26 protein-coding genes are annotated in these 26,666 nt (G+C 73.7%); 4 read left to right on the top strand and 22 right to left on the bottom strand.

Annotated elements, in window-relative coordinates; translation table 11 throughout:
• Positions 1–5: 5 nt before the first annotated feature.
• Positions 6–914, bottom strand: a complete 909-nt coding sequence (locus ACOTKD_RS03665; protein WP_424887407.1) for a LysR substrate-binding domain-containing protein — start codon at positions 912–914, stop codon at positions 6–8.
• 89 nt (positions 915–1,003) lie between these two features.
• Here ACOTKD_RS03665 and ACOTKD_RS03660 point away from each other — a divergent pair, with 89 nt between their 5' ends.
• The 3 genes from ACOTKD_RS03660 to ACOTKD_RS03650 are packed head-to-tail and all read left to right on the top strand — an operon-like array spanning position 1,004 to position 4,436.
• Positions 1,004–1,717 carry a succinate dehydrogenase cytochrome b subunit gene (locus tag ACOTKD_RS03660; protein ID WP_424887406.1) on the top strand — a complete coding sequence of 238 codons (714 nt, stop codon included), beginning with the start codon at positions 1,004–1,006 and terminating at the stop codon, positions 1,715–1,717.
• Positions 1,718–1,719: 2 nt separating this feature from the next.
• Positions 1,720–3,684, top strand: coding sequence for a fumarate reductase/succinate dehydrogenase flavoprotein subunit (locus ACOTKD_RS03655; RefSeq protein WP_424887405.1), 1,965 nt, complete (start codon positions 1,720–1,722; stop codon positions 3,682–3,684).
• Positions 3,684–4,436: a succinate dehydrogenase/fumarate reductase iron-sulfur subunit gene (locus tag ACOTKD_RS03650; protein ID WP_424887404.1), complete on the top strand. Its 753-nt coding sequence runs from the start codon at positions 3,684–3,686 to the stop codon at positions 4,434–4,436. Before ACOTKD_RS03655 ends, ACOTKD_RS03650 begins: the two co-directional genes overlap by 1 nt.
• On the opposite strand, the gene ACOTKD_RS03645 is transcribed toward ACOTKD_RS03650, so the two are convergent.
• The 5 genes from ACOTKD_RS03645 to ACOTKD_RS03625 all read right to left on the bottom strand — a co-directional run bounded on the left by ACOTKD_RS03645 (position 4,414) and on the right by ACOTKD_RS03625 (position 9,804).
• Positions 4,414–5,214 (bottom strand): ABC transporter permease, encoded by an 801-nt coding sequence (locus ACOTKD_RS03645; RefSeq protein WP_424887403.1) that lies wholly within the window; start codon positions 5,212–5,214, stop codon positions 4,414–4,416. The two genes, ACOTKD_RS03650 and ACOTKD_RS03645, sit on opposite strands and share 23 nt — an antisense overlap.
• Before the next feature lie 4 nt (positions 5,215–5,218).
• Positions 5,219–5,860 (bottom strand): ABC transporter ATP-binding protein, encoded by a 642-nt coding sequence (locus ACOTKD_RS03640; protein WP_424887402.1) that lies wholly within the window; start codon positions 5,858–5,860, stop codon positions 5,219–5,221.
• Between the two features lie 77 nt (positions 5,861–5,937).
• The gene (locus tag ACOTKD_RS03635) at positions 5,938–7,614 is read right to left on the bottom strand and encodes a sigma-70 family RNA polymerase sigma factor (RefSeq protein WP_424887401.1); all 1,677 of its coding nucleotides are present in this window, start codon (positions 7,612–7,614) and stop codon (positions 5,938–5,940) included.
• 130 nt (positions 7,615–7,744) lie between these two features.
• The gene (locus ACOTKD_RS03630; RefSeq protein WP_424887400.1) at positions 7,745–9,277 is read right to left on the bottom strand and encodes a PH domain-containing protein; all 1,533 of its coding nucleotides are present in this window, start codon (positions 9,275–9,277) and stop codon (positions 7,745–7,747) included.
• Positions 9,274–9,804 carry a PH domain-containing protein gene (locus ACOTKD_RS03625; RefSeq protein ID WP_030366378.1) on the bottom strand — a complete coding sequence of 177 codons (531 nt, stop codon included), beginning with the start codon at positions 9,802–9,804 and terminating at the stop codon, positions 9,274–9,276. The genes ACOTKD_RS03630 and ACOTKD_RS03625 overlap by 4 nt, the downstream gene beginning before the upstream one ends.
• Positions 9,805–9,898: 94 nt before the next feature.
• Between ACOTKD_RS03625 and ACOTKD_RS03620 the strand changes: the two genes are divergently transcribed.
• A complete protein-coding gene (locus tag ACOTKD_RS03620) occupies positions 9,899–10,498 on the top strand; it encodes a TetR/AcrR family transcriptional regulator (RefSeq protein ID WP_424887399.1) in 600 nt (199 codons plus the stop codon).
• A 345-nt stretch (positions 10,499–10,843) separates the two neighbouring features.
• On the opposite strand, the gene ACOTKD_RS03615 is transcribed toward ACOTKD_RS03620, so the two are convergent.
• From ACOTKD_RS03615 to ACOTKD_RS03540, 16 genes are all read right to left on the bottom strand, one after another.
• Positions 10,844–12,943 (bottom strand): FUSC family protein, encoded by a 2,100-nt coding sequence (locus ACOTKD_RS03615; RefSeq protein WP_424887398.1) that lies wholly within the window; start codon positions 12,941–12,943, stop codon positions 10,844–10,846.
• Positions 12,944–12,992: 49 nt separating this feature from the next.
• On the bottom strand, positions 12,993–14,486 hold the full coding sequence (locus tag ACOTKD_RS03610; RefSeq protein ID WP_424887397.1) for a CoA-acylating methylmalonate-semialdehyde dehydrogenase: 1,494 nt from the start codon (positions 14,484–14,486) through the stop codon (positions 12,993–12,995).
• A gap of 18 nt (positions 14,487–14,504) precedes the next feature.
• Entirely contained in the window at positions 14,505–16,382 is a 1,878-nt protein-coding gene (iolD, locus tag ACOTKD_RS03605) for a 3D-(3,5/4)-trihydroxycyclohexane-1,2-dione acylhydrolase (decyclizing) (protein ID WP_424887396.1), read from the bottom strand.
• On the bottom strand, positions 16,379–17,401 hold the full coding sequence (iolB, locus tag ACOTKD_RS03600) for a 5-deoxy-glucuronate isomerase (RefSeq protein ID WP_424887395.1): 1,023 nt from the start codon (positions 17,399–17,401) through the stop codon (positions 16,379–16,381). Before iolB ends, iolD begins: the two co-directional genes overlap by 4 nt.
• Positions 17,402–17,567: 166 nt before the next feature.
• On the bottom strand, positions 17,568–18,191 hold the full coding sequence (locus ACOTKD_RS03595) for a carbonic anhydrase (protein WP_424887960.1): 624 nt from the start codon (positions 18,189–18,191) through the stop codon (positions 17,568–17,570).
• 13 nt (positions 18,192–18,204) lie between these two features.
• Complete coding sequence (locus ACOTKD_RS03590; protein ID WP_424887394.1) at positions 18,205–19,152, bottom strand: alpha/beta hydrolase; 948 nt, start codon at positions 19,150–19,152, stop codon at positions 18,205–18,207.
• Between the two features lie 118 nt (positions 19,153–19,270).
• Positions 19,271–19,399 (bottom strand): hypothetical protein, encoded by a 129-nt coding sequence (locus ACOTKD_RS03585; protein WP_424887393.1) that lies wholly within the window; start codon positions 19,397–19,399, stop codon positions 19,271–19,273.
• Between the two features lie 173 nt (positions 19,400–19,572).
• Positions 19,573–20,157 (bottom strand): NADPH-dependent FMN reductase, encoded by a 585-nt coding sequence (locus tag ACOTKD_RS03580; RefSeq protein WP_424887392.1) that lies wholly within the window; start codon positions 20,155–20,157, stop codon positions 19,573–19,575.
• Between the two features lie 99 nt (positions 20,158–20,256).
• Complete coding sequence (locus ACOTKD_RS03575; RefSeq protein ID WP_424887391.1) at positions 20,257–20,892, bottom strand: DsbA family oxidoreductase; 636 nt, start codon at positions 20,890–20,892, stop codon at positions 20,257–20,259.
• Between the two features lie 108 nt (positions 20,893–21,000).
• On the bottom strand, positions 21,001–21,510 hold the full coding sequence (locus ACOTKD_RS03570) for a nuclear transport factor 2 family protein (protein ID WP_424887390.1): 510 nt from the start codon (positions 21,508–21,510) through the stop codon (positions 21,001–21,003).
• Positions 21,511–21,574: 64 nt separating this feature from the next.
• Positions 21,575–22,792: an MFS transporter gene (locus ACOTKD_RS03565; RefSeq protein ID WP_424887389.1), complete on the bottom strand. Its 1,218-nt coding sequence runs from the start codon at positions 22,790–22,792 to the stop codon at positions 21,575–21,577.
• Between the two features lie 138 nt (positions 22,793–22,930).
• The gene (locus ACOTKD_RS03560; RefSeq protein WP_424887388.1) at positions 22,931–23,710 is read right to left on the bottom strand and encodes a class I SAM-dependent methyltransferase; all 780 of its coding nucleotides are present in this window, start codon (positions 23,708–23,710) and stop codon (positions 22,931–22,933) included.
• A complete protein-coding gene (locus ACOTKD_RS03555) occupies positions 23,707–24,432 on the bottom strand; it encodes a hypothetical protein (RefSeq protein WP_424887387.1) in 726 nt (241 codons plus the stop codon). The genes ACOTKD_RS03560 and ACOTKD_RS03555 overlap by 4 nt, the downstream gene beginning before the upstream one ends.
• Before the next feature lie 67 nt (positions 24,433–24,499).
• A complete protein-coding gene (locus ACOTKD_RS03550) occupies positions 24,500–25,363 on the bottom strand; it encodes an NAD(P)H-binding protein (RefSeq protein ID WP_424887386.1) in 864 nt (287 codons plus the stop codon).
• 36 nt (positions 25,364–25,399) lie between these two features.
• Entirely contained in the window at positions 25,400–25,627 is a 228-nt protein-coding gene (locus ACOTKD_RS03545; protein WP_424887385.1) for an acyl-CoA carboxylase epsilon subunit, read from the bottom strand.
• Positions 25,628–25,641: 14 nt separating this feature from the next.
• Positions 25,642–26,666 (bottom strand): acyl-CoA carboxylase subunit beta (locus ACOTKD_RS03540; protein ID WP_424887384.1); only part of this gene is annotated, 1,025 nt, incomplete at its 5' end.

Below are 26,666 nucleotides of genomic sequence, written 5' to 3'. Positions count from 1 at the left end.
TCCCCTCACTCCCGTTCTTCTTCCCCCTCCCCCAGCCCCAGGTGCTCCAGCAGCACCGCCCGCAGCTCCCGGGCCGCGCGCGGCGGGGCCACGTCCTTGCGGTGGGCCAGCGCGACCGTGCGGCGCATGCGGGTGCCCTCGAAGGGCGTGACGCGCAGGCCCGAGCGGGCGGCCACCATGCCGGGCACCACGGCCAGGCCCAGGCCCGCGCGGACGAAGCCGAGGACGGCGTCCATCTCCCCGCCCTCGACGGTGAAGGACGGTTCGAAGCCGGCGGCGCGGCAGGCCGTGGTGGTGATCTCGCGGAGGTCGTAGCCGCGGCGGAACATCACCATGGGCAGGCCCTCCAGGTCCGCCACGCGCAGGGCGCGGCGGCGGGTGGGCGGGGGCTCGCCGGGGGCGGTGACGACGACGAGGTCCTCGCGCAGGAGCTCGGTCGTGGCGAGGGCCGGCGCGCCGACGGCCAGCGGCGTGATGATCAGGGCGAGGTCGAGGCCGCCGGCGGCGAGGGTGCGCACGAGGTCCTGGGAACCGCCCTCGTCGACGACGAGCTCGATGCCGGGGTAGCGGGCGTGGTAGGCGCGCAGCACGTCGGGGACGAGGCTCGCGCACAGGCTGGGCGGGGCGCCGAGGCGGACCCGGCCGCGCCGCAGCTGGGCGACCTCCTGGACCTCGCGGCGCGCGGTCTCGGTGTCGGCGAGGATCTGCCGGGCCAGCGGCAGCAGGGCCTCGCCGGCGTCGGTGAGGGTGATGTTGCCGCGGGCGCGCTGGAAGAGCTCGGCGCCCAGCTCCCGTTCGAGGGCCCGGATCTGCTGGGAGAGGGAGGGCTGGGCCACGTGCAGCGCCTCGGCGGCCCGGGTGAAGTGACGGACTTCGGCCAAGGCCGCGAAGTAGCGGAGCTGCTGGAGTTGCACGGTCAGCAGCATAGATAGGCGGAGCCTATGGAAACCAGCTTCATCATGTCTTGGACGGATCGCCCGGGGGCTGCCTAGCGTCTGGTGCCATGGCACTGGCGACCCGGACGGACCGTCCTCCACGTCCTCCGTCCCTCATCGGCTCCGTGTGGCGGTCGACCGTCGGCAAGAAGGCGGTCATGGCGGTCACCGGCGTGATCATGCTGGCGTATCTGGTCGCCCACGTGGTGGGCAACCTGAAGGTGTTCTTCGGCGCCGGGGAGTTCAACCACTACGGGCACTGGATCCGCACCATCGGCGAGCCGTTCCTGCACTACGAGTGGTTCCTGTGGATCGCCCGCGCCGGCCTGGGAACGGCGGTCGTGCTGCACGGCGTGGCCGCGTACCAGCTCAGCCGCCGCGACCTCGCGGCCCGCCCCCGGAAGTACGAGCGCAAGCGGCCGCGCGCGAGCTACGCGACCCGCACCATGCGCTGGGGCGGGGTGATCCTGGCCCTGTTCATCGTCTGGCACATCCTCGACTTCACCACCCTGGACGTGAACCCCAACGCCCAGGAAGGGCGCCCGTACGAGAACCTCGTCGCCTCCTTCGACCGCCCGGTGGTCAGCGCCTTCTACATCGTCGCGATGCTCGCCCTCGGCCTGCACGTCCGGCACGGCTTCTGGAGCGCCGCGCAGACGCTGGGGGCCAACGCGCCACGGCGCGACCGGGCGCTGAAGTTCCTGGCCAACGCGCTGGCGCTGGTGCTGACCTGCGGCTTCATCGCCGTGCCCGTGGGCGTCCTGACAGGAGTCGTGAGCTGATCATGCCTGACACACCCGACGTTTCCGACTACACGCACTACACGACCGGCGAGCCCGTCACCGACACCGCCGCCCCCGCCGGGCCCATCGCCGAACGCTGGGACCGCCGCCGCTTCGAGGCCAAGCTCGTCAACCCCGCGAACCGGCGCAAGCACACCGTGATCGTCGTCGGCACCGGGCTCGCGGGCGGCGCCGCCGGGGCCACCCTCGCCGAACAGGGCTACCACGTCGTGCAGTTCTGCTACCAGGACTCGCCGCGCCGCGCCCACTCCATCGCCGCCCAGGGCGGCATCAACGCCGCCAAGAACTACCGCAACGACGGCGACTCCGTGCACCGCCTCTTCTACGACACCGTCAAGGGCGGCGACTTCCGGGCCCGCGAGTCCAACGTCCACCGCCTCGCCCAGGTCTCCGTCGAGATCATCGACCAGTGCGTCGCGCAGGGCGTGCCCTTCGCCCGCGAGTACGGCGGGCTGCTCGACACGCGCTCCTTCGGCGGCGTGCAGGTGTCGCGGACCTTCTACGCGCGCGGGCAGACCGGCCAGCAGCTCCTCCTCGGCGCGTACCAGGCGCTCAGCCGCCAGATCGACGCGGGCAACGTCGAGATGCACGCCCGTACGGAGATGCTCGACCTGATCGTCGTCGACGGGCGGGCGCGCGGCATCGTCGCCCGGGACCTGATCACCGGCGCCGTCAGCACGTACCTCGCGGACGCCGTGGTCCTCGCGAGCGGCGGCTACGGCAACGTCTTCTACCTCTCCACCAACGCCAAGAACTCCAACACCACCGCGATCTGGCGGGCCCACCGCCGCGGCGCGTACTTCGCGAACCCCTGCTTCACCCAGATCCACCCCACCTGCATCCCGCGCTCCGGCGACCACCAGTCGAAGCTGACGCTGATGAGCGAGTCGCTGCGCAACGACGGCCGCATCTGGGTGCCGAAGGCGAAGGGCGACACCCGGCCGCCGGGCGAGATCCCCGAGGCCGAGCGCGACTACTACCTGGAGCGGATCTACCCCTCCTTCGGCAACCTCGTCCCGCGCGACATCGCCTCGCGCGCCGCGAAGAACGTCTGCGACGAGGGGCGCGGCGTCGGCCCCGGCGGGCAGGGCGTCTACCTGGACTTCGCCGACGCGATCCGGCGCATGGGCCGCGACGCCGTCGAGGCCAGGTACGGCAATCTCTTCGAGATGTACGAGCGGATCACGGCGGAGGACCCGTACGAGGTCCCCATGCGGATCTACCCGGCCATCCACTACACGATGGGCGGCCTGTGGGTGGACTACGACCTGCAGACCACGGTCCCCGGCCTCTTCGCGATCGGCGAGGCCAACTTCTCCGACCACGGCGCGAACCGGCTCGGCGCGTCCGCCCTGATGCAGGGCCTCGCCGACGGCTACTTCGTCCTGCCGTCCACCATCAACGACTTCCTGGCCCGGCACCCGCACGACGCCGTGCCCGCGGACCACCCCGCCGTGACGGAGGCCGTCGCGGAGGTGACGGACCGGCTGCGGCGCCTGCTGGCCGTCGGCGGCGACCGCACCCCGGACTCCTTCCACCGCGAGCTCGGCGAGCTGCTGTGGGACGAGTGCGGCATGGCCCGCACAGACGCGGGCCTGCGCAAGGCGCTCGGCCGCATCCCCGCCCTGCGCGAGGAGTTCTGGCGGCGCATCAGGGTGCCGGGCACGGGCGAGGAGCTCAACCAGTCCTTGGAGAAGGCCAACCGCATCGTCGACTACCTGGAGCTCGCCGAGCTCATGTGCCTGGACGCCCTCCACCGCACGGAGTCCTGCGGTGGCCACTTCCGGGAGGAGAGCGCCACGCCGGACGGCGAGGCGGCCCGCAAGGACGAGGAGTTCTCGTACGCGGCGGCCTGGCAGTTCACGGGGACGGGCAGCGCGCCGGTCCTCCACAGGGAAGCCCTGACCTTCGAACACGTCCACCCCACCCAGCGGAGCTACGCGTAATGGACCTCACCCTGCGCATATGGCGCCAGCGCACCGCCGACGAAGCGGGCGCCATGACCACGTACCGGGTCACGGGCATCAGCGAGGACATGTCCTTCCTGGAGATGCTCGACCACCTCAACGAGGAGCTGATCCTCGCCGGGGACGAGCCGGTCGCCTTCGACCACGACTGCCGCGAGGGCATCTGCGGGGCGTGCGGCATGGTCATCAACGGGCAGGCGCACGGCCCCGAGCGGACCACGACCTGCCAGCTGCAAATGCGGCACTTCAGCGACGGCGACACCATCGACGTCGAACCGTGGCGCGCGGCGGCCTTCCCGGTCGTGAAGGACCTGGTCGTGGACCGGTCCGCGTTCGACCGCATCATCGGCTCCGGGGGCTACGTCTCCGTCCCGACGGGCTCCGCCCCGGACGCGCACGCGACGCCCGTCCCCAAGCCGGTGGCGGACCTCGCCTTCGAGCACGCCGAGTGCATCGGCTGCGGCGCGTGCGTGGCCGCCTGCCCGAACGGCTCGGCGATGCTCTTCACCTCCGCGAAGGTCGTCCACCTCAACGTCCTGCCCCAGGGCGCGCCCGAGCGGGAGTCGCGGGTCCTGGGCATGGTGGACGCCATGGACGACCAGGGCTTCGGAGGCTGCACGAACACCGGCGAGTGCGCCACCGCCTGCCCGAAGGGGATCCCGCTGCAGTCCATCGCGACGATGAACCGCGAGTACCTGCGGGCCTCGCTCAAGGGCGGGCGCCGGCGCTGAGCGGGCGCCGCCCCGCGGCCGGGCGGTGGTCGCGGGTGCGCAGGTGGAAGGCGGCGGTGCCCAGCAGCCACATCGCCGCGAACCAGGCGGGGCCCAGCAGCAGGTGCCCGTACGGGGTGTCGTGCGAGAAGCCCGCGGCCACGCTCACCTGCGTGGGCCCGTACTCGGGCAGGGCCTGCACGCCGCCCTTGGTGGCGCCGGGGTTGCTGATCGGGTTCTGCAGCATGGTGTCGAGCAGGCTGGTCATGATGATGACGAACAGGCCGGCCAGCTCGTTGCGCAGGAAGGCCCCGAGGAGGATGCCGATCCCGCCGTAGCCGACGCCGGCCGTGAACACGCCGGCCATGAGCAGCCAGGGCCGGACCGGGTCCCAGTACCAGCAGATGACGGCCGTCGCGTACGCGGAGATCAGGGCCGCGGCGAGCACCATCGCGCCCACCTTGGCGACGAGCAGGCAGACGCGCGGGTAGCCGGCCAGGACCAGCCGGCGGTCGAAGGCCAGCGACTTGAACGTCGTCATGAACATCATGAAGCCGACGATCAGCGTGACGGCGTTGATCGCGCCGGAGACCATCGTCAGCCGGTTGCCGTCGACGGTCAGGTGCCGCCCGGTGGCCCGCAGCAGGAAGCCGGTGGGCGCGGAGGCGACGAACCAGTGCTCCATCGTCAGCCAGAACGGGATGTAGAAGACGACGAGCACGAGCGCGAAGCGGTTGCGGGTGTGCTCCAGCAGGGCGAAGGCGGCGGCCGTGGCGAAGCGGCGTCCCGGGGTGTCCATCCGCTCACCCGCCGCCCCGGCCGGGCCGCCAGCTCGCCGCGACGCCGTCGTGCAGGCGGTAGAGGGCGTCGAGCCGCTCGGTGTCCCAGGCGAGGTGGGAGACGACCAGGATGCAGCGGCCGCGGTCGCGCAGGCGGGTGGCGACGCTCCAGAACCGCAGGTAGGTCTCCCAGTCGAAGCCCTGGTACGGCTCGTCGAGCAGCAGCACCTGCGGGTCGTGCATGAGGGCGAGCGTGAGGTTGAGCTTCTGGCGGGTCCCGCCGCTGAGCACGGCGACGCGGGAGTGCCGGTACCCGGAGAAGTGGAGCTCCTCCATCAGCTCCTCGGCGCGCCGCGTGCTCCCCAGCCCGTAGGCGACCTGGAAGTAGCGCAGGTGCTGCTCGACGGTGAGGAAGTCGTTGAGGACCGTCTCCTGGGGGCAGTAGCCGAGCCGGCCCCGGTGCTCGACGGCACCGGAGTCGGCGGCGGTCTGCCCGCACAGGATGCGCAGCAGCGTCGTCTTCCCGGCGCCGTTCTCACCGACGATGCCGGCGAGGGTGCCGGGGCCGAGTTCGAGCGAGACGCCGCGCAGCACCCGCCGGGCACCGTACGACTTGTGCACCCCGCTGACGCGCAGGGCGTTCGGGGGTGCATACGGTGCGGACACGTCTGTCCAACGACGGACGCGGCGCCTCGTTGCGGACGGGATCGGCGAACGGACCGGCGGACGGGCCGGCGGACGGGTCAGCGGGCGCCGAAGACCTGGGTCCAGCGGGGACCGCCCGGCGCCTGGTTGACGCCCACGCCGATCTCCTTGAAGGAGCAGTTGAGGATGTTCTTGCGGTGGCCGTCGCTGTTCATCCACGAGTCCATGACGGACGCCGGCGTCTGCTGCCCGTAGGCGATGTTCTCGCCGTACGTGCTCCAGTTGTAGCCGGCGGCGGTGATGCGGTCGCCGGGGCCCTTGCCGTCGGGGTTGGTGTGGTCGAAGAAGCCGCGGGCGGCCATGTCGTCGGAGTGGCCCTGGGCCGCCCTGTCCAGCGTGCTGTTCTCGGTCAGGGGCGAGCAGCCGGCCTTGGCGCGCTCGGCGTTCACGAGGGCCGTGACCTGCTGGCCGAGGGAGCCGCCGCCGGGGCCCGCGGCCTTGGGGGCGCTCTTGGCCGGGGCCGCGCTCTTCGCCTCGGGCGAGGGCTTCGCGGCGGCGGACCGGCTCGGCTCCGGCGCCGAGGACGAGGGCGAGGCGGAGGCCGACGCGGACGCGGACGGCTTGGCCGACGCGGACGCGGACGCGCTCGCCGACGGGGACGGCGAGGCGCTGGGCGGCAGCGCGGCCGTGCTGGCGTCGAGGGCCTGCACCCGGTTCTGCGCCGTCTGCCCGTCCTTGGCCGAGACGCTCTTGCCGTCCGAGGAGTCGGTGAAGAGGTAGAGGCCGCCGCCGGCGAGGACGGCCAGGACGGCGGCGCCGGCCGCGGCCCGCCGGGCGGTGCGGGGGCGGCTCGCGCGGTGGCCGCGGCTGCCGTCGCCATGGCCGTTGCCCGCGCGGCGGCGGCCGGCGCGGGTGCCGCCGGTGGCGGCGTGGGAGGAAGCCTGGGAGGAGGCGGCCGGGGAGGCGTGGCCCACCTGCTGCGTCCGCAGCATCGCGCCGCCGGGCCACCAGCCCAGCAGCGCCGCCCCGACGGGCACCAGTCCGAGGCCGACGAGCAGCCCCTCGGCCGGGACCAGCGCCGACAGCGCGCCGGCGCAGCGGCCGCAGCCGCGCACGTGGCGGGCGACGCGCTTGCGCCACAGGGCGGACGGAGCGCCGTCCCAGGAGGCGACGACGTCCCCGAGCTGCGGGCAGAGCGGATGCGCGGCGAGGGCCCGTACGACGCCGCGGGCGGTGTCCAGCTGGGCCTTGGTGCGCTGGATGCGGACGGCCGCGTGCTGCGGGGTCATCTCCAGGGCGGTGGCGACCTCGGCGCGCGTGAGCTCGCCGGCGGCCTCCAGCCACCACAGGGAGAGCACGGTCTGCTCGTCGTCGTCGAGCCAGCGCGTGGCCTCGGCGACCTCCTTGCGCTGCCCCTGCAGACCGAGCCGGACGATGGTGAGGTCGACGAAGTCCGCCTCCGGGTCGGCGACCTCGGCAACCTCCTGCAGGCCACTGACGGGAGCCTCCGGGCGCTCCCGCCAGTGGCTGCGTATCTGGTTCATGGTGATGGCGACGAGCCAGGAGCGGAACGCGGCCGCGTCCCGCAGCTCGCCCAGGCCGTTGATGACCCGGAGCATGGTCTCCTGGACCACGTCGTCCACGTCGGCGTGGCCGCCCAGGGCCCGGCCGACGATGTTGTAGACGAGCGGCAGGTGGGCGGCGACGAGCTCGTCCTGTGCCGCCGTGTCCCCGGCTCGCGCCGCCTCGACCACGGCCACGCTCTGACTGTTCACGCTCCGCCACCCTTCTCCGGCATTCCGTTTCGGGAGTCGATCCGTTCGGTCCGACACATAGGAGATGCGGATGGGGCGCGACGATAACAAAAACTGCTCGGAAAACTTTAAGCGGACCGGACAAATCCTTTTATGTGCCGCTGTGTTCGCCGCGCTCCAGGAATTCGGCGAGCATGCCCGGAGTGGCCGTTTCCGCGAAGCCCGCGGCGGTACCGGCGGGCATGTCCCGGATGCGGTATCCGTCCTCTCCCGCGGCGACGGCGGCGGTCGCCGTGACGAGGCCCGCCCGGCGCGAGAACGGGGTGTCCGTGAAGGTCCACGCCAGCACGGCCGAGCGGTCCAGCGCGACCGTCTCCCGGCCGAACGTGCCGGAGCGCACGAACAGGAAGCGGCCCCGGAGGCCGTGCCCGAGCCCGCGGTAGGCGTCGCGCGCCAGCCCGTACGCGACCGGTGCGGCCAGGACGAGCCAGCCCGCCGCGCAGTACAGCAGGACGGGCGTCAGGAGCGCGCCCAGCACGGCCAGCGCGACGGCGGGCGGCAGCACGCACCACGCGAAGGCCCGGACGACACGGCGGCGGAGCGCGGCCCGCGGGTGGGCCGTCAGCCCGGCCGGGGCGAAGGGCTCGCCCAGCACGCCGTCGCACACGCGCAGCGCCTCGCCGCGCGAGGCGGGCGGCAGGACGACGCTGCGGCGGCGGTTCTCCTCCTTGTCGCCCAGGCCGCCCGCGACGGCCCGGACGCTCGCGCCGCCGCCCGCGCGCAGCAGGAGCGGCTCGCGCAGGGCGACGCCGCGCAGGCGGGCACGCTCGATGGACACGGACCGGGTGGTGAACAGGCCGTGGCGGACGCGCAAGGTGGCCGCGTCGGTCCACTCCAGGCGGTAGTTCCACCAGTTCTCGGCGTAGAGGGCGACCGCGCCGACGCAGCCGAGGGCGGTGACGGCGAGGAGCGCGAGCGGGATCGTGAGCCACAGCGCGCTGTTGCCGAAGTCCTCGAAGGCGCGGCGCACGAACCCGATGCGCCACGGCTGGACGCCGATCCCGTCGAGGACGCGCCAGACGGTGCCCGCCGCGGCGAAGACGCCGCCGACGACCCAGAAGGTCAGCGGTGCGTAGCGCAGGCGGCGAAGGTCGGTGGTGGCGAGCACCGGGTCGTCGGTGCGGCCGGCGCCGGCGCGGGCCAGGAGCTCGGCGCGCAGGCGCACCGCTTCGGGGCGGGCGAGGGCGTCCAGGGAGAGCTCGCCGCCCTGCCCGCCGCCGCCCGTGCCGGCGCGCAGCACGGCCAGGCCGAGGAGGCGCTGGACGGGGTTCGCCGTGATGTCCACGTTGCGCACGCGGTGCAGGGGGATCGCGCGGACGCTGCGGGTGAACAGGCCCGTGCGGAGCTCGATGGCGTCGGCGGTGACGCGGTAGCGGGTGCGGCGCCAGGTGATGACGCCGGAGGTGGTGACGGCCGCGAAGACGGCGCCGATCACCGCGAGGGTGATCCACGCGCGGGTGTCGAGCCGGCCGCCGGTGGCCAGCGCGGTGAGGGCCAGCGAGCCGAGGGGGGCGCCCATCCAGGTGCAGTGCACGGCGATCGTACGGGGGTCGAGCGTGCGCCACGGCTGCTCGCCGGGGCGGGGGCCGCCGGCCGGAAGGCCGCTCATCGGAGAGTCGCTCATGCGGCGTCACCCTCACCGGGCGCGAGGCGGGCGGCCTCGGTGATGCGGGCCGCTATCCGCTCCGCGTCCTCGTCCGACACGCCCGTGATGCGGACGTCGCCGGCCGTGGAGGCGGTGGTGACGGTGACCGTGGCGAGGCCGAACGCGCGCTGCAGCGGGCCGCGCACGGTGTCGACGGTCTGGACGCGGGAGAGCGGGGCTATGCGCCGCTTGTGCAGCAGCCAGCCGCCCGCCGCGTAGACCGCGCTGCCGCCGACCTCCCAGGCGTGGATGCGGCAGCGCAGGCGCGGCATCGCCAGGACGTAGCCGGCGGCGGGCAGGACGAGGACGCCGAGGAGCAGCGGGCCGAGCCACGGGAGGGCGCCGGGGAAGAAGAGCAGGGAGAGGACGAGGAGGGTGACGGCGGTCAGCAGCAGGGGGCCGGTGACCGTCAGCCAGGCCTGCACGGTCCACCAGCGGCGGGCGCGAGGGGCGACGCCGTGGCGGGGCGGCCTGAGCCTGATCGTCGTCTGTCCGTGTCGTGCCATGGCCGCGTCGCTCCCCGCTCCCGCTTTTCCAAGTCAATTGTATTGAGAATAAGCTATAGCAATACGAGCGACTTGGAAAGGTGGGGTGGTGGGCGTGCCCAAGCGCGTGGACCACGAGGAGCGGCGCCGGGCGATCGCGGAGGCCCTGTGGCGCATCGCGTGCGCGCGGGGGCTGGACGGGGCGAGCCTGCGGGACGTCGCGGCGGAGGCGGGGATCTCGCTGGGGCAGCTGCAGCACTACTTCTCCAGCAAGGACGAGATGCTCGTCTTCGCCCTCAAGTACCTGGGCGGGCTGGCGGAGGAGCGCATCCGGGCGCGCCTGCTGGGGTTTTCCGGGCCGCCGTCCCCGCGGGACGTCCTGCGGGAGACGGTCATGGAGATGCTCCCCCTGGACGACGCGAGCCGCACCGGGAACCTCGTCCAGATCGCCTACTTCGTACGGGCCCTGCACGACGAACGGCTGCGCGGGCACGCGAAGGAGGGCGTTCCCGCGCTGCGGGCGTTCTTCGCGGACCGGGTGCGGGAGGGGATCTCGGCGGGCGAGGTGGACACGTCCCGCGACGCGGACGCGGAGGCGATGCTCCTGATCGCCCTGACGGACGGCCTGACGACGCAGGTCCTGATGGAGACGTGCGGTCCGGAGGAGGCGGTGTCCTTGCTGGACGGGCATTTGGACCGGCTGTTCACGGCGTGACGGGGGGTGGGGCGGTTCGGCACCGCCGGCCTCCGCCGCTGGGCTGATCGCCGTCGCGGCGGAAGAAAGTGCCCGGCAGGGCAATGCGAGGTGGCGCGCCCGCGTCTCCCCCGCCGCAACAGCGCGCAGCCACCGCAGTGGAGACCGGTGGTGCCGCACCGGGCGGACAGGGCGGTCCGGCACCGCCGGAATGCGCCGTAGGGGTTGCGCGCCGCCGCGGCGGAAGGAAGTGCCCGGCCGGGCCATGCCAGGTGAAACGGCCGCCTCTCCCCCGCCGTCGCGGCGGAAGAAAGGCGCCCGGCACGGCAGTGTGAGGCGGCGCCCCGCGCCCCCGCCCCGGGGCCGCTACGGCCTGCGCGTGGCGCGGTTGCGGCCGCCCGGGCCCGGGGAGAGGGACGCCGCGAGTTCGTCCAGGGCGTCCAGGAGGAGTTCCGAGCCGCGGACGGCCACGCTCTCCTCACCCTCGTCCGCGCGCCACGCGGCGAGCGCCTCCCGCGGGGCCGTCCAGTCGAGGGCGCGGCGGTCGCGGATCGCCCCGGCCGCCGCCGGCAGCGCGGCCTCCAGCGCCGCGGCAAAGGCGGCCGCGCCCTTCGACGGCTCCGCCCCACGGTCCGGAAGGTGAGCCTCCATCAGCATCGTGGCGCGGCCCAGCGTGGCCAGCGCCGCCTCCGCGGCCCGCTCGGAGCTGCGGGAGAGCCCGCGGTGGCGCACGGGCTCGGTCAGGGCGCGGCCGGCCATCTCCTCCCAGGCCGTACGGGCGGCCCGCGCGTCCAGGAGGGCTTCCCGTACGCGCCGCGGCTTGCGCTCCTCCGGCCGGGCGAACGCGCCGAGCACGGCGAGCGCGTAGTGCCCGTTGGCGGTGAGCCAGTCGGCGAGCCGGTCGCGCAGGCGGGGCGTCTCCCAGGTGGGGAAGAGCGCGTACGCGGCCATGGCGAGGAGTCCGCCGAGCAGGGTGAGGGCGACGCGCGCCTCGATGGTCTGGGACCAGCCCTCCCCCGCGATGCCCAGCAGGAAGACGACGTAGGCGGCGATGCAGGCGGAGGTGACGCTGTAGCCCGTGCGCATCAGCAGGTACATGAGCCCGACGCACAGCACCGCGAGCCCCGCGCACACCCACGGCCCGGGGTGGGTGAAGGCCATGAGCGCGCCGGCGACGGCCACGCCGACGACCGTCCCGGCGAACCGGGCGACGCCCCGCGAGTAGGTCTGCCCGAAGTCGGGCCGCATGACCATGACGGAGGTCATGGGTGCCCAGTAGGCGTGCCCCCACGGCAGGGCGGTGCCGGCGGCGTAACCGGCGAGCACCACGGCGGCGACCCGCACCGCGTGCCGCCCGACCGGCGAGGACCAGCGCGCCTCGCGCCGCAGGGCGTGCAGCGCGACGGGCACGAGCCGCGGCACGGACGGCCGCAGGAGGTGCCGGTGTTCGCGGCCGCCGCCGCGCGCCGAGGTCCGGCGCACGGGTTCGTCGGTGGCGTCGACCGCGTCACCGAGGAGCGCCATCAGGCGCAGGGCGGAGCGCCGCGCGGCGCCGTGGAGGACCGGCCCGGTGGCGGGCACGGTGAGGACGGCGGTGGCCTCGTCGGGGAGTTTCACGGGCTTGCCCCACCGGATGGCGCGGGCGACCGCGTCCAGCACGGTCGCCGCCGCGCCCAGCAGGTCCCGCGCGCGGTCCCGTTCGGGGCCCTCGGCGGGGGCGCCGAGGACGGGGTCGGCGAGCGCGGCGAGGACGGGCCGCAGCCGTTCGGCGACGCCGCGCGGCCCGCCCAGCTGGCGGGGCCGGCTGCGGGCCTGGCGGGGCGTCAGCTCGGCGGCCTCGCGGGCGTCCATGAGCGGCTGCGGGTCGAAGAGGGCCCGCGGATCGTGCCGGAGCCTGCGCGCGTAGTCCGCCTCGGCGGCCAGCGCGTCGGCGAGCGCGTCCCGCTGGACGCCCCAGGGGCGGACGGGCAGCAGCACGATGAGGGCCGCCTGCACGAGCCCGCCGACGGCGATCAGCCCGGCGTGGTGCAGCGCCCCCATGACGGAGGTCGGCAGGGTGACGGTGACGAGCATGACGGCGATGGTCTGGGTGGCGACCAGGCCGGAGACCGGCCCGACCGCCCAGGCCATGCCCGCGAGCAGCGTCCAGACGGTCAGCAGGGTGCCGAAGACGACGGGGTCGAAGGCGGCCACGTAGCCGAGGAACGTGCTGACGGCGAGGCCGGTCGCCACGGCGAGCGCCAGCACCGGCCGGGGCCGCCAGCTGCGCTGGAACGTCACCAGGCCGGCGGAGAACGCGCCGAACGCGGACGACACGGCGAGCGCCGGGGTCCCCAGCCACAGGGTGACCCCGACGACGATCGCCACGCCGAGCGCACCACGGGCGGCGACCACGGGCGTCAGCTTGGTGCGCTCGATCGTCAGCCCGTCGCGGGCGGCGTTCCGCAGCGCGCTGGACCAGGTCATGGCCTGAGCTTACGTTCCGGACCAGTGCGTTCCGCGCAGCGGGGCGGGCTCAGCGGTGGCTGGGGAAGCCCAGGTCCACGCCGCTGTCGGCCGGGTCGGGCCACCGGGTGGTGACGACCTTGCCGCGCGTGTAGAAGTGGACGCCGTCGTTGCCGTAGATGTGGTGGTCGCCGAAGAGGGAGTCCTTCCAGCCGCCGAAGGAGTGGTAGCCGACCGGCACCGGGATGGGCACGTTGATGCCGACCATGCCCGCCTCGACCTCCAGCTGGAAGCGGCGGGCCGCACCGCCGTCCCGGGTGAAGACGGCCGTGCCGTTGCCCCACGGCGAGGAGTTGATGAGGGCCAGCCCCTCCTCGTAGGACTCCGCGCGCAGCACGCACAGCACCGGGCCGAAGATCTCGTCGCGGTAGGCGTCTGCCTCGACCCGCACCTTGTCGAGCAGGGACAGCCCGATCCAGTGCCCGTTCTCGTAGCCCTCGACGGTGAAGCCGGTGCCGTCGAGGACGACCTCGGCGCCCTGGGCGGCGGCGCCGTGCACGTACGAGGCGACCTTGTCGCGGTGGGCCGCGGTGATGAGCGGGCCCATCTCGGAGGACGGGTCGTCGCCCGGCCCGATCTTGATCTTCTCGGCGCGCTCGCGGATCTTCGCCACCAGCTCGTCGCCGGCCGAGCCCACCGCGACGACCGCGGAGACGGCCATGCAGCGCTCGCCGGCCGAGCCGTACGCGGCGGAGACGGCGGCGTCCGCGGCCGCGTCGAGGTCGGCGTCGGGCAGCACCAGCATGTGGTTCTTGGCGCCGCCGAGGGCCTGGACGCGCTTGCCGTGCTCGGTGGCCGTGCGGTGGATGTGGCGGGCGATGGGCGTGGAGCCCACGAAGGAGACGGCGGCGACGTCCGGGTGTGTCAGCAGCCGGTCGACGGCCGTCTTGTCGCCGTTGACGACGTTGAGGACGCCCTCGGGCAGCCCCGCCTCGGCGGCCAGCTGCGCGAGGAGGATCGCGGGCGAGGGGTCCTTCTCGCTGGGCTTGAGCACGAAGGTGTTGCCGCAGGCGATGGCCAGCGGGAACATCCACATCGGCACCATCGCCGGGAAGTTGAAGGGCGTGATGCCCGCGACGACGCCGAGCGGCTGGCGGATCGCGGCGACGTCCACGCCGCCGGACACCTGGGTCGACAGCTCGCCCTTGAGCTGCGTGGTGATGCCGCACGCCAGCTCGACGATCTCCAGGCCGCGGGCGACCTCGCCGAGCGCGTCGGCGTGCACCTTGCCGTGCTCGGCGGTGATCAGCTCGGCGAGCTCGGCGCGGTGGGCGTCCAGCAGCGCGCGGTAGCGGAAGAGGATCGCGGTGCGGGCGGCGAGGGAGGACGTGCCCCACGTCGCGAAGGCGGCCTTGGCGGCCGCGACGGCGGCGTCCACCTCCTCCGCCGAGGCGAACGCGACCCGTGTCGTCCGCACGCCCGTCGCGGGGTCGGTGACCGGCCCGTACGTGCCGGAGGCGCCCTCGACGGCCTTGCCGTCGATCCAGTGGTTGACGGTCTTCATCGGTCGGCCTCTCCTACGTCAAAGATAGCGGCGGCGGGCGGCGGCTTCGCGCTCGTACTCCTCCCGGGCCCGGCGGGCCGCAGAGCGGGTCGCGACCCCGGCGACAGGCACATCCCACCACGCCTGGGCAGGGGGCGCGCCCGGCACTGTGTCGGCTGTTTCGGTCTCCACGTAGACACATGTGGGGCGGTCGCAGGCGCGCGCCTCGGCGAGCGCCGCGCGCAGCTCGCCGGCCGTGCGGGCGCGCAGCACGTGCATCCCGAGCGAGGCGGCGTTGGCGGCCAGGTCCACGGGGAGCGGGTCGCCCGTGTACGTGCCGTCGGCGGCGCGGAAGCGGTACGCGGTGCCGTGGCGCTCACCGCCGACGGCCTCGGACAGGCTGCCGATCGAGGCGTAGCCGTGGTTCTGGATCAGCACCACCTTGATCGGGACGCCCTCCTGCACGGCGGTGACGAGCTCGGTCGGCATCATCAGGTACGTGCCGTCGCCGACGAGGGCCCACACCGGGCGGCCGGGCTCGGCCATGGCGACGCCGATCGCGGCCGGGATCTCGTAACCCATGCAGGAGTAGCCGTATTCGAGGTGGTACTGGCGGCGGGAGCGGGCGCGCCAGAGCTTGTGGAGGTCGCCGGGGAGGGAGCCGGCCGCGTTGATGACGATGTCCGTCTCGTCGGCGAGGGAGTCGAGGGCGCCGAGGACCTGGGCCTGGGTGGGGCGCGCCGTCTCGTCCCGCGCGGTGAACGCCCGGGTGACGGCCTGCTCCCACGCCTGCTTGCCGGCCGCGTACTCCTTCTCGTACGCCTCCGGGACGCGGTGGCCGGCCAGGGCTTGTGTCAGCGCCTCCAGGCCGGTGCGGGCGTCCGCGACGAGCGGCAGGGCGGCGAGCTTGTGCGCGTCGGAGGGGGCGATGTTGAGGTTGACGAAGCGGACGCCCGGGGCGGCGAAGAGGGTGTTCGAAGCGGTGGTGAAGTCGCTGTAGCGGGTGCCCGCGCCGATGATCAGGTCGGCCGTGCGGGCCAGGTCGTCGGCGGCGGCCGTGCCGGTGTGGCCGATGCCGCCGACGTCGGCGGGGTGGGCGTGGTGCAGGGAGCCCTTGCCCGCCTGAGTGGAGGCGACGGGGATGCCGGTCGCGTCGGCGAGGGCGCGCAGCGCGTCCTCGGCCTCGCTGTGGTGGACGCCGCCGCCGGCGATCAGCAGGGGGCGGCGGGCGGCCCGTACGGCTGCCGCGGCCGCGGCCAGCTCGGCCGGGTCGGGGGCGGGGCGGCGCACGTGCCAGACGCGCTCGGCGAAGAACTCCTCCGGCCAGTCGTACGCCTCGGCCTGGACGTCCTGCGGGAGGGCGAGGGTGACGGCGCCGGTCTCGACGGGGTCGGCGAGGACGCGCACGGCCTGCAGGGCGGCGGGGATGAGCGCCTCCGGCCGGGTGATCCGGTCGAACCAGCGGGAGACCGGGCGCAGGCAGTCGTTGACGGACACGTCGCCCGCGCCCGGGTGTTCGAGCTGCTGCAGGACCGGGTCGGCGGGGCGCGTGGCGAAGGTGTCGCCGGGGAGGAGCAGGACGGGGAGGCGGTTGATCGTGGCGAGGGCGGCGCCGGTGACGAGGTTGGTGGCGCCGGGGCCGATGGAGGTGGTGACGGCGTGGGCGGAGAGGCGGTCGCGGTGGCGGGCCCAGCCGACGGCCGCGTGGACCATGGCCTGTTCGTTGCGCCCCTGGTGGTACGGCATGGCGTCGCCGGACTCCAGCAGTGCCTGCCCGATGCCGGCGACGTTGCCGTGGCCGAAGATGCCCCAGCAGGCGGCGATCAGGCGCTGCCGCCGGCCGTCGCGCTCGGTGTACTGGGCGGCGAGGAAGGCGATCAGGGCCTGGGCGGTGGTGAGGCGGCGGGTGGTGGTCATCGGGGGCCTCCCTCGTGGCCGTCGCAGCCGTTGTGGCCATCGCGGCCCTGGTGACTCTCATGGCCCTGGTGACTCTCATGGCTCTCATGGCCCTCGTGGCCCTCGTGGAGCGGCAGCCTGGGGTCGACGGGCTGTCCGGGCCAGGTGTCACGGATCCAGGCGTGGTCGGGGTGGTCGCGGATGAGCCACTCGCGCTCCGCGCCCGGGCCGGCCATGACGTTGAGGTAGTACATGTCGTGGCCGGGCGCGGCGATGGAGGGGCCGTGCCAGCCGTCGGGGATGAGCACGGCGTCGCCCGTGCGGACCTCGGCGAGCACGTCGGTTCCCTTGTCGCGCGAGGGGGTCACGCGCTGGTAGCCGAGGCCGGGGGTGCCGGCGGGCCCGTCCGCGATCTCGAAGTAGTAGATCTCCTCCAGCTCGGACTCCTCGCCCGGGTGGTGCTCGTCGTGCTTGTGGGGCGGGTAGGAGGACCAGTTGCCGCCCGGAGTGAGGACTTCGACGGCGATGAGCTTGTCGCACTCGAAGACGCCGGCGGCGGCGAAGTTGTTGACCTGGCGGGAGCAGGTGCCGGTGCCGCGCAGTTCGACGGGGACGGCTGAGGCGGGGACGTGGCGGGCGGGCAGGACGCGCGCGCAGCGGGCGCCGGCGAGGGCGAAGCGGCCCCCGGCCGCCGAGGTGAGGGTGGCGGTGGTGTCGCGCGGGACGTAGGCGAAGTCGGTGGTGGAGGCGAAGACCCCGGCGCGCCCGCGCAGGGCGAAGGACAGCCCGCCGGTGGCGACCGTGCACCCGCCGCTGAGCGGCAGGACGACCCACTCACTGGAGCCGGTGGGGAAGGTGTGGGTGCCGCCGGGGGGAAGAGTGAGGACTTTGAGGGAGGAGTGCGCCCAGCCGGCGTCCTCGGGCCGGATGTCGAGGTCGTACGGGGCGCCGGCGCCGGTGCCGGCCGGGAGGTGCCGGGCGGGGAAGGCCCCTCCCCGCTCGTGCCCCTCCCGAGGGCGGGGCTCCGCTGGTCGGCTCATGGTGGCCTCCTCGCACGTCGGGCAGGCCTGGATCGGCTGCGTCCGTTCCCCGGAGGGTAAGGGATCAAGCAACGCGCCGACAGGGGTCGTCCGTGGCTCACCGCGGCATGAACCCCTGCCTCACAGTGGCGTGATCCCGTGCCTCACGGCGGCGCGATGCCGTGCCTCACAGCGGCATGAAGGCGTCGAGTTCGCCGTCCAGGGAGAGGACGAGGCCGCTGTCCACACCGTAGAACCAGCCGTGCAGCCGCAGCGTGCCCTCGCCCAGGCGGCGGCGGACGCACGGGTAGGTGTGCAGCCGTTCGAGCTGGGCGCGGACGTTGCGCTGTCCGGCGGCGTGCAACCCGGGGTCGGCGGCCTCGTGCCGGGCGGTGTCCGGGAGCTCGTGGCCCGCGTCGCCGGGCAGCTGGGTGGTGAGCCAGTGGTCGACCGCGGGCAGCGCGGAGAGGTCGTCGCCGCGGGTCCGGGCGCCGACGGCCCCGCAGTGGGAGTGGCCGCAGACGATGATGTCGGGCACGCGCAGCACGTCGACGGCGTACTCGATGGTGGCCGCGTCGCCGCCGGGCCGCACGTGGCTGTAGGCGGGGACGGCGTTGCCGGCGGTGCGCAGTTCGAACAGGTCGCCGGGGCGCGCGCCGGTGATCAGGGAGGGGATGACGCGGGAGTCGGAGCAGGTGACGAAGAGGGCCATGGGCGACTGGCCCGCGGCCAGGGCGCCGAACTCCGCGCGGCGGCCGTCGCGGTCGATGCGCAGGCGCAGGGAGCGGGCGTGCTCGATGAGGGGCTGCACGGTGTTCACCTACCTATCGCGGGGACGGGATGCGGGCGGTCCCGGGGAGGTCGCCGGGGCCGGTCGTACGGGCCGGGGCCGGGCCGCCGGGCGTCAGTTCGCGGGCGAGGAGGCACTCCTCGGCGAAGGCCAGGGCGCGCAGGTGGTAGGTGCGGGCGGCCCAGCCCAGGCTGATGTTGTGCCCGGCGTTCGGCTGCCGGTCGAAGACGACCCGCGGCGAGGCCAGGTGGGCGCGCATGGAGGCGATGGTGTCCTCGTCGTGGTGCCACCAGCCCTCGTGCTCGGCGAACGTGAAGCGGACGGGCACGCGGACGCGGGCGGCGAGGCCGGGGAAGGCCTGCGCCCAGCGGGGCGCCTCCTGGGCCTCGCGCGGGGGCATCGGGGTGACCAGGGGCTTGGCGGCGCTGAAGGTGCCCGGCGGGTAGAGGCCCAGACGGCCCCAGTGCAGCGGCCAGGTCTTGACGCCGTGGAAGTCGTCGAGGCGGGCGGGGTCGACGGCGTAGCGGTGGCTGATGCCGGAGATGTCCAGCCCGAGGAAGGCGGCGCCGCGCGGGTCCGCGGCGGCGTGGAGGGCGAGTTTGCCGCCGTAGGAGTGCGCCATGAGGAAGATGCCGGCGCCGGTGTCGTGCTCGGCCGCGTAGGAGGCGAGGGCGTTGTGCAGGACGTGGGACTGCTCGGAGAGCGTGGCGCCCTGGGGGAAGTTGGGCTCGGACAGGCCGTAGCCGGGCCGGTCCAGCGCCAGGACGGCGTAGCCCAGGCCGGCGGCGAGGTTGAGCAGGGACTGCCCGCAGTGGCTGAGGCCGTGGAAGTAGCCGGCGCGCATGCCGCCGCCGTGGACGGCGACGACGGTGGCGCGCGGGGGCGCCTCGGGCAGGGCGATCAGGCCGGACAGCGGGATGCCGTCGGCGTCGAGGACGATGTCGCGGACGCGGACCGCGGGGGCGGTGTCGGTGAGGTTCACGATCAGTCCAGGCCGCGCACGATGTGGGGCTCGTGGCCCGGGTCCTCGTCGTCGCCCGCGAGCCACGGAAGGGGGCGGGCCTCCTCCGGTGCGGGTGCGGCGTCGGTGCGGCGGGCGTTCATGCGCAGTTCTCCTTCGGGCGGTGCGGGCTGACCGGTGCGAGAACGTCGAGGGCGTCGAAGAGGGCTCTGCGGGCGCGGGCGCGCAGCAGGCCGGTGCGGGTGCTCCTCGCCGTGGTGGTGGCCATGAGTGCTTCCGGGTGGGTGGCGGCAGGGGACGAAAACGCCGGACGCGGCGGCCCGGGGGAGGCCGCCGCGTCCGGCGGGTGAACGGTCTGCGGGGGTTCAGTCCGTTCGGTCGATACGGCGGAGGACTGCCGTCCTGCGGCCCCTTGAGCCGGGGCCGCGAAGCGGCAGTGACCTACTTGCCGTAGGGCTTGCGGGCGCGGGCCTCGCGCAGGGCCTCGGCCCACCAGACGAGCTGGTCCAGCTGGGTCTTGGCGGCGACGGACGTGCCCGCCTCGTCCTTCGGCTCGCCGTTCTCGTCGAACTGCTCCCAGGCCGTGTGGAAGCTGATCTGCTCGCGGATCGTGACCGCGTGCAGCTCCGCGAAGATCGGGCGCAGCTGCTCGGCGGAGCGCAGGCCGCCGGAGAGGCCGCCGTAGGAGACGAGGCCGACCGGCTTGGCCTGCCACTGGGTGTAGTGCCAGTCGATCAGGCTCTTGAGCGAGGCCGGGAAGCTGTGGTTGTACTCGGGGGTGACCACGACGAAGGCGTCGGCCTGCTCCAGGCGCGGCGTGATCTTCGACAGGGTCTCGGTGACCTCGGCGGAGGGCTGGTGCGAGATCACGTACGGCAGCTCGTGGTCGGCCAGGTCGATGAAGTCGACCTCGAAGCCGCCGTGCGCCTCGGCCTTCTTGGCGAACCAGTTCGCAACGGTCGGGCCGAAGCGGTTCTCGCGGACGCTGGCCATGATGACGGCGAGCTTCAGGGGGGTCTGGGACACGGATCTACTCCTCGTGGAAGGGAACAACAGAAAACAGGGGTGAAAAAGCGGAAGGCGGAACGGAGAAGGGCGGCAGTGCGGGGAGCGCGGAATTCCGGGCTATCGCGCGCTGCCGGATCCCGCTTCCAGCGCGCTGAAATAGACCTGTTCGCTCCGGGCCCCGGTGAAGGCCGTGGTTCCATCGAAGACGAAGTGCGGTACGGCGTGCGTGCCGAGCCCCCGCACCCGGGCCAGTTCGGCCCGCAGCACCTCGGCCTCCACGGGGGCGGCCGTCGCGGGCAGGCCGGCCTCGGCGGCCAGCCGGGCGAGGGTCGCCGGGTCCGAGATGTCGGCTCCCTCGGTGAAGTACGCCCGGAACAACCGCTCCGCGACGGCTTCGCCGTGTCCCTCGGCAGCGGCGCCGGCCAGCAGCCGGTGCGCTTCGAAGGTGTTGACGTAAATGGCGCGCCCGAAGTCGAGCACCAGGCCGTCGCGGGCGCCCACGGCCGCCATGTGGGCGGTGAGCTCCCCGGCCCGGTCGCCGAAGTCCCGCCGGTGGATCTCGGTCAGCGGCACCCCTTCGGCCGGGGCGCCGGGGGCCACCTGGAAGGGCAGGAACGTGACGTCCGCCTCGCCGCCGGCCGCTCGGTAGCGCCGTACCGCGGCCTGGAAGCGGTGGAATCCCAGATAGGAATGGACGCAGGTCAGGTCGAGTATCAGCTCGACGCGCCGGCGAGCAGTTCGGTGCGTGGCCATGCGTCGATCATCGGGTGCGCGGAGCGCACCGCTCAAGCCGGGAAAGGGGAGTTGACAAGGAATTGCCATTGCCCGGATGTTTCTCACACCGGGCGGGCACCGGGGCCGTCAGATTCCGAGGTGGGCCAGGGACGGATGGCGCGGCCCCGCGAGCCACACCGGGTGGAATTCCATGCGGCTGAGCCGCCATCCGTCGTCCGTGCGGACGGCCTCGGCGGTGTAGTGGCCGCCGACGGAGAGGTGTTCCGTCGTCCGGGGCTCGTCGTGGTGGGAGTGCGTCGCCAACTGGTGCGACCTGACCGCCGCCCGGTCGCCCGTCACCTCGACGACGCAGTTGGTGCCGATGTGGTGGGTGCGCGCCCAGCGGGCCTTGGCGGTGCGCTGGAACGCGCACAGGCCCGTAACGCCCCGGTGGTCGCCGACGGGGAAGACGAGGCGGACGTCGTCGGTGAAGACCGTGCGGAACCACGCGTCGTCGTAGGACTCCTCGTCGACGGTGTCGAGGGCGACGACGTAGCGGTCGAAGAGCTCCCTGATCTCCACGCGGTCGGCCAGGGAGCGCAGTTCGGCGCGGAGCGCCGCGACCTCGCGTTCGAGGGCGGATTCGGGGGAAGCCATGTTCTCCTGCTCTGTCGGAAGGGCCGGGAGGCGGCCGGCCGTGCGGCCGCCTCCCGGCGGGCGGTCAGCCCCTGGCGGCGCGGCGGCCGCCGAGGTAGTAGGCGCCCGAGACCACCGCGGCGCCGGCGGCGACGACCGCGAAGGTCGGCTGGATCCCCAGCGCGTCGACGATCGGCTGGGTGATCAGCGGGGAGATGAACTGACCAAGAAACAGCGCCGTGGTCAGGAATCCGGCGTAGCGGGCCCTGGACTCCGGCGGGGCGTCCGACAGCACCCAGTTGTTGAGGTTGGGCATCAGCGAGCCGAGGCCCGCCGCCATGAAGAACATGCCGACGACGAGCACCGCCACGTTCGGGGCCAGGAAGAGGACGGTGTAGCCCAGGGCGATCGCCAGGAAGGAGAGGGCGACCAGGGTGTACTCCCCCGCGAGCCGCCGGATGAACGCGAACCGCAGCGCGACCATGCCGGTGCAGAACGTCTGTACGGCGATGATGGCGCCGGACACCACCGAGCTGCTGCCGAAGTGGTCCTCCACCAGGAAGGGCACCTGGACGGGGACGGAGTAGAAGGCCACCTGGCCCAGCATCATCGCGCCCAGCGCCGCCAGCACCGGGCCGGGTATGCCGCGCTTCCGGGCGGGCGCGGCGGCGTCCTGCCCCGGGGCGGCCGCGACGGCCGGGACGCGCTTGGGGAGGAACAGCAGCGCGGGGACCACCAGCACCATGCCCAGCAGGTAGAGCAGGAAGACCACGTGCCAGTCCAGGCCGGCCAGCAGCCCGCCGCCGAGCAGCAGGACGACGCCGCCGAAGGCGCCGGCGGCGGTCTGCCGGCCGAGCAGGCGCTGCCGCTCGCTGCCCTCGTAGAGGTCGGCCACCAGGGCGACGCTGCTCGTCATGATCAGGGAGACGCCGACGCCGAGCACGGCGCGGCCGGCCAGAATGCTCACCAGGTCGGGCAGGTAGGCGCCGGAGCTGCCGCCGACGCCGAACGCCAGCATGCCCGTGATCAGGGCGTTCTTCTTGCCCATGCGCTCGACCACGCCACCGGCCAGCGGGGCGAACAGCACGATCGCGAGCGCGTGCGTCGTGGTGATCATCCTGGCCAGCAGGTCCACGTGGGCGGTGCCGGCGAACGCCTCGCGGATCCCGGGGATGGCCGGGGCGACCGTCGCCCCCGCCATGATGGTCAGCGTGCCCACCAGGACGAGCGTGGCCGCCTGCCCCGCCCCTCCCGGCCGGGTCGGCGCAGGCGTCCCGGACGACTGCTGGGTGGTGATACTCATTCAGTTTCTCCTCGAAACCTCGGTACAGATGTGGTGCTTTCCGGCCGCCGGCCGTGTTCGTCCCCCGGGTGCCGCGGTGCCGGTACCGCCGCGCCCAAGGGTGGCGGACGCGGACGGGGCCCTCCGGGCCGGGTGGTCCTACGCCTCAGGACGGCGGCCCCAGACGGAGAACTCCAGCGTCGTCACGTCCCGCGCCGCCGGGTCGTCCAGCCCCGCGACGAACGCGGCCAGGTCCTCGGCCGAGACCAGGCCGTTCTCGACGAGCCCGGGCCCCTGCAGCTTCATCCGCAGGCGCATCAGGTCGTTGTCGGCGGCGTGCTGGCCCGGACCGAGCGGGGTGACGTGCAGGCCGATGGAGGTCAGCCCGGCCCGCGCGAGGGTCGAGGGGAGCCTGCGGCCCCAGTGCATGTCGGCGCCCTTGGCCTTCCAGCCCTGCAGATAGGCGTCGACGAGGGCCCGGCCGGCCGCGGTCGGCGCGTGCTCGCTGGGCAGGAAGTAGAAGTCCTCCAGGAGGATCCAGCCGCCCGGCGCCAGCCAGCTCACCGCCCGCTCCAGCGCCGCGGCGGGGTCCGCCAGGTGCTCGAACACGGCCCGGCCCAGGATGAGGTCGAACGAGCCGGGCGCGAAGTCCGCCTCGGCGATGTCGAGGTTCCGCACGGTCAGGTTGGCGGGCCGCTCGGCGGCGAACTGCTCGGTGTCGGTGTCGACGGCGAGCACGGTGCCCCGGTCGGCGCGCCCGGCCAGCCAGGCCGCCATGGAGCCGGCCCCGCAGCCGACGTCCAGGCAACGCCATTCCCGCTGGATGGGCAGCTTCTCGATGATGGCGGTGGTCTGGGGGTCGTAGATCTGCTCCCAGAGGGCGTTGAGGGCGTGCTCGACCGCGCGGTCGTCCGCCTTGGGGCCGGAAGGCTTGGTCATGTGGTGGTCCTGTTCACTGTGTCTGCGGTCTCTGCGGTCTCTGCGGTGCCCGCGGAGCCGGCGGGCGCGGCGTCGATGTGGGAGGCGACGGTGCACACGAGGTACTGCGGCGGCGCGACTTCCAGGCGGGCGATCTCCGCCTGTCCCTCGCCGATGCGGGGGTCGGCCATCCAGGAGCGGTAGGCGACCTCGCTCACCCACATCGGGTAGTTGACGAAGGCCGCGCCGTCCTCGCTGAAGTGGGGCGTGGCGGAGATGAAGCCCGGGAAGGAGCGCTTCCACTCGCCGCTGTCCGCCAGCAGCTCCATCAGCGCCCGGGCCGAGTCGCCGCCGGCCAGGTGGCGGGTGGCGACGGCGACCATGCCGGGGTCCGCGCCCGCTGCCGGCCCCTCCAGGCCGGGGGCTTCGGTGCCCGCGAACACCGTCGCCTCCAGCACGCCGGGGTGGTCGGCCAGGGACCGCAGCACGGCCGCGGCCGGGTTCTCCTGGAAGAACTCCCGGTAGTGCGTTTCGCTCTCCCACTGGCCCCGGTTGACGACCGTGGTCCCGTCGACGCTGACGTGCGTCCGCGCGGAGACGAAGCCGGGGGTGTGCCGCACCCACGCGGTGACCTCGCGGGTGATGCTCTCGACGAGGGCGGCGGCCGTCCGGGGGGAGTCCGCCTTCAGGGTGCCGAAGGTGACCCAGCCGACCTCGGGCGCGGAAGCGCCGACTGCTGTCATGGTGTAACTCCGTCGGTCTCGAAGGGTGGTGCGGGCCGGTGCGGCGGCGTCCGCCGCCGCCCGCGGCTCAGCGGAAGGCCTCGACGTTCTCGTCGACCCACTGCCGGAAGGTGCGGGCCGGCCTGCCCGTCACGTCCTGGACCACCGTGGAACCCACCTCGTTCTCCTTGGTGAGCATGGCGAAGTAGTCCAGCGCGCCGTCGGCGTACGAGGGCGGCCAGCCGCTGTCCACCATCGCGCTGCGGGCGGCCTCGTGCTCGACGTCCTGCCAGCCCAGCGGGCGGCCCAGCGCCTCACCGATGAGGTGCACCTGCTCCTCCTGGCTCAGCGCCTCGGGGCCGGTGACCAGGTACTTCTGTCCCGCGTGGCCGTCGGTGAGGAGGGCCTCCACGCCGACCGCCGCGAGGTCGGCCTCGTGGACGGAGGTGCGGGTCGCGGCCCCGTACGGGAAGCGCACGACGCCGTCGCCGCGGATCTGCCCGGCGAAGCCGAGGGCGTTGGCCATGAAACCGGTGGTGCGCAGGAAGGTCCAGTCGAGCCCGGTCTCCTCGATGAGCTCCTCGAGGTAGGCGTGGCAGTTGTTGTCCACCCGCTCCAGGCCGATGTGGACGCCCACGGAGGAGACCAGGACGATGCGCCGGGCCTGTGCCTCGATCTTCTTCAGCACGGCCGGAGCGGTGTCCACCGGGAGTGTGAAGAACGGCCACATCCAGAAGACGCCGTCGACGCCGTCCAGGGCCGCGTCCAGGCTGCCGGGGTCGGCGAGGTCGCCGTGGAAGAGCTCCACGCCCTCGGGGAGCTTGGCGATGCCCGGGTCCCCTTCGAGCACGAGCGCGCGCACGGTGGCGCCCCGCTCCTGGAGGCGGCGCACGACGTGCGGGCCGAGGTTGCCGGTGGCGCAGGTGACCAGAACGACGTTCTGGGAGGTCATGGTGGGTTCCCTTTCCCGGTGGGATCAGCGGTGGGGTCAGCGGTGGGCGGCGGGGCGGGCCGGGGCGGCGCTCCAGCTGCGCGGCCCAGGAGTGCGCGGGGTGCGTTCGGGGCGGGTCCACCGGGCGGTGGCGCGGTGGTGGCGGGCCAGGTCGTCGGGGTCGGCGCCGGCGGCGGTGCGGGCGAGGAGGACGGCCGTCAGGGCGGCCAGTTCCTCGGGGCCGGCGCTGCCCTTTTCGATGCGGATGAAGAAGTCGCTGCTCATGGGGGCTCCTTCCGTCACTGCGGCGGGTTGCCGTGCTTGCGGGAGGGCAGGTCGGCGTGCTTCTCGCGGAGCATGGCCAGGGAGCGGGCGAGGATCCGGCGGGTCTCGCGCGGGTCGATGACGTCGTCCACCAGGCCGCGTTCGGCGGCGTAGTAGGGGTGCATCAGCTCGGCCTTGTACTCCTTGATCTTCTGCCCGCGCACGGCCTCGGGGTCGTCGGCGGCGTTGATCTCGCGGCGGAAGATGACGTTGGCCGCGCCCTCCGCGCCCATGACGGCGATCTCGTTGCTGGGCCAGGCCAGGGCGAGGTCGGCACCGATGGAGCGGGAGTCCATGACGATGTAGGCGCCGCCGTAGGCCTTGCGCAGGACCAGGGAGATCCGCGGGACGGTGGCGTTGCAGTACGCGTAGAGGAGCTTGGCGCCGCGGCGGATGATGCCGTTGTGCTCCTGGTCGACGCCGGGGAGGAAGCCGGGGACGTCGACGAGGGTGACGAGCGGGATGTTGAAGGCGTCGCAGAACTGCACGAAGCGGGCGGCCTTCTCGCTGGACTCGATGTCCAGGACGCCGGCGTAGGAGGCGGGCTGGTTGGCGACGATGCCGACGACGCCGCCGTCGATCCGGCTCAGGGCGCAGACGATGTTGGTGGCCCAGGCCGGGTGCACCTCGAAGTACTCGCCGTCGTCGACGATCTCCTCGATGACGGCCCGGATGTCGTAGCTGCGGCCGGGGTCGTCGGGGACGAGGTCGAGGAGGGAGTCGGTGCTCCGGTCGGCGGGGTCCTCGGTGCGGGAGACGGGGGGCAGTTCGCGGTTGTTGGAGGGCAGGAGGGAGAGGAGGTAGCGGACCTCCTCCAGGCAGGTCTCCTCGTCGTCGTAGGCGAAGTGGGAGACGCCCGAGGTGGCGGAGTGGACGTCGGCGCCGCCGAGGCCGTTCTGGGTGATCTCCTCGCCGGTGACGGCGCGGACGACGTCGGGGCCGGTGATGAACATCTGCGAGGTCTCGCGGACCATGAACACGAAGTCCGTCAGCGCCGGCG

Source organism: Streptomyces sp. XH2 (genome assembly GCF_049725035.1).
Taxonomy (GTDB): domain Bacteria; phylum Actinomycetota; class Actinomycetes; order Streptomycetales; family Streptomycetaceae; genus Streptomyces; species Streptomyces roseoverticillatus.
The sequence above is the reverse complement of the archived record's forward strand: the minus strand, read 5'-3'. Positions and strand labels throughout refer to the sequence as shown.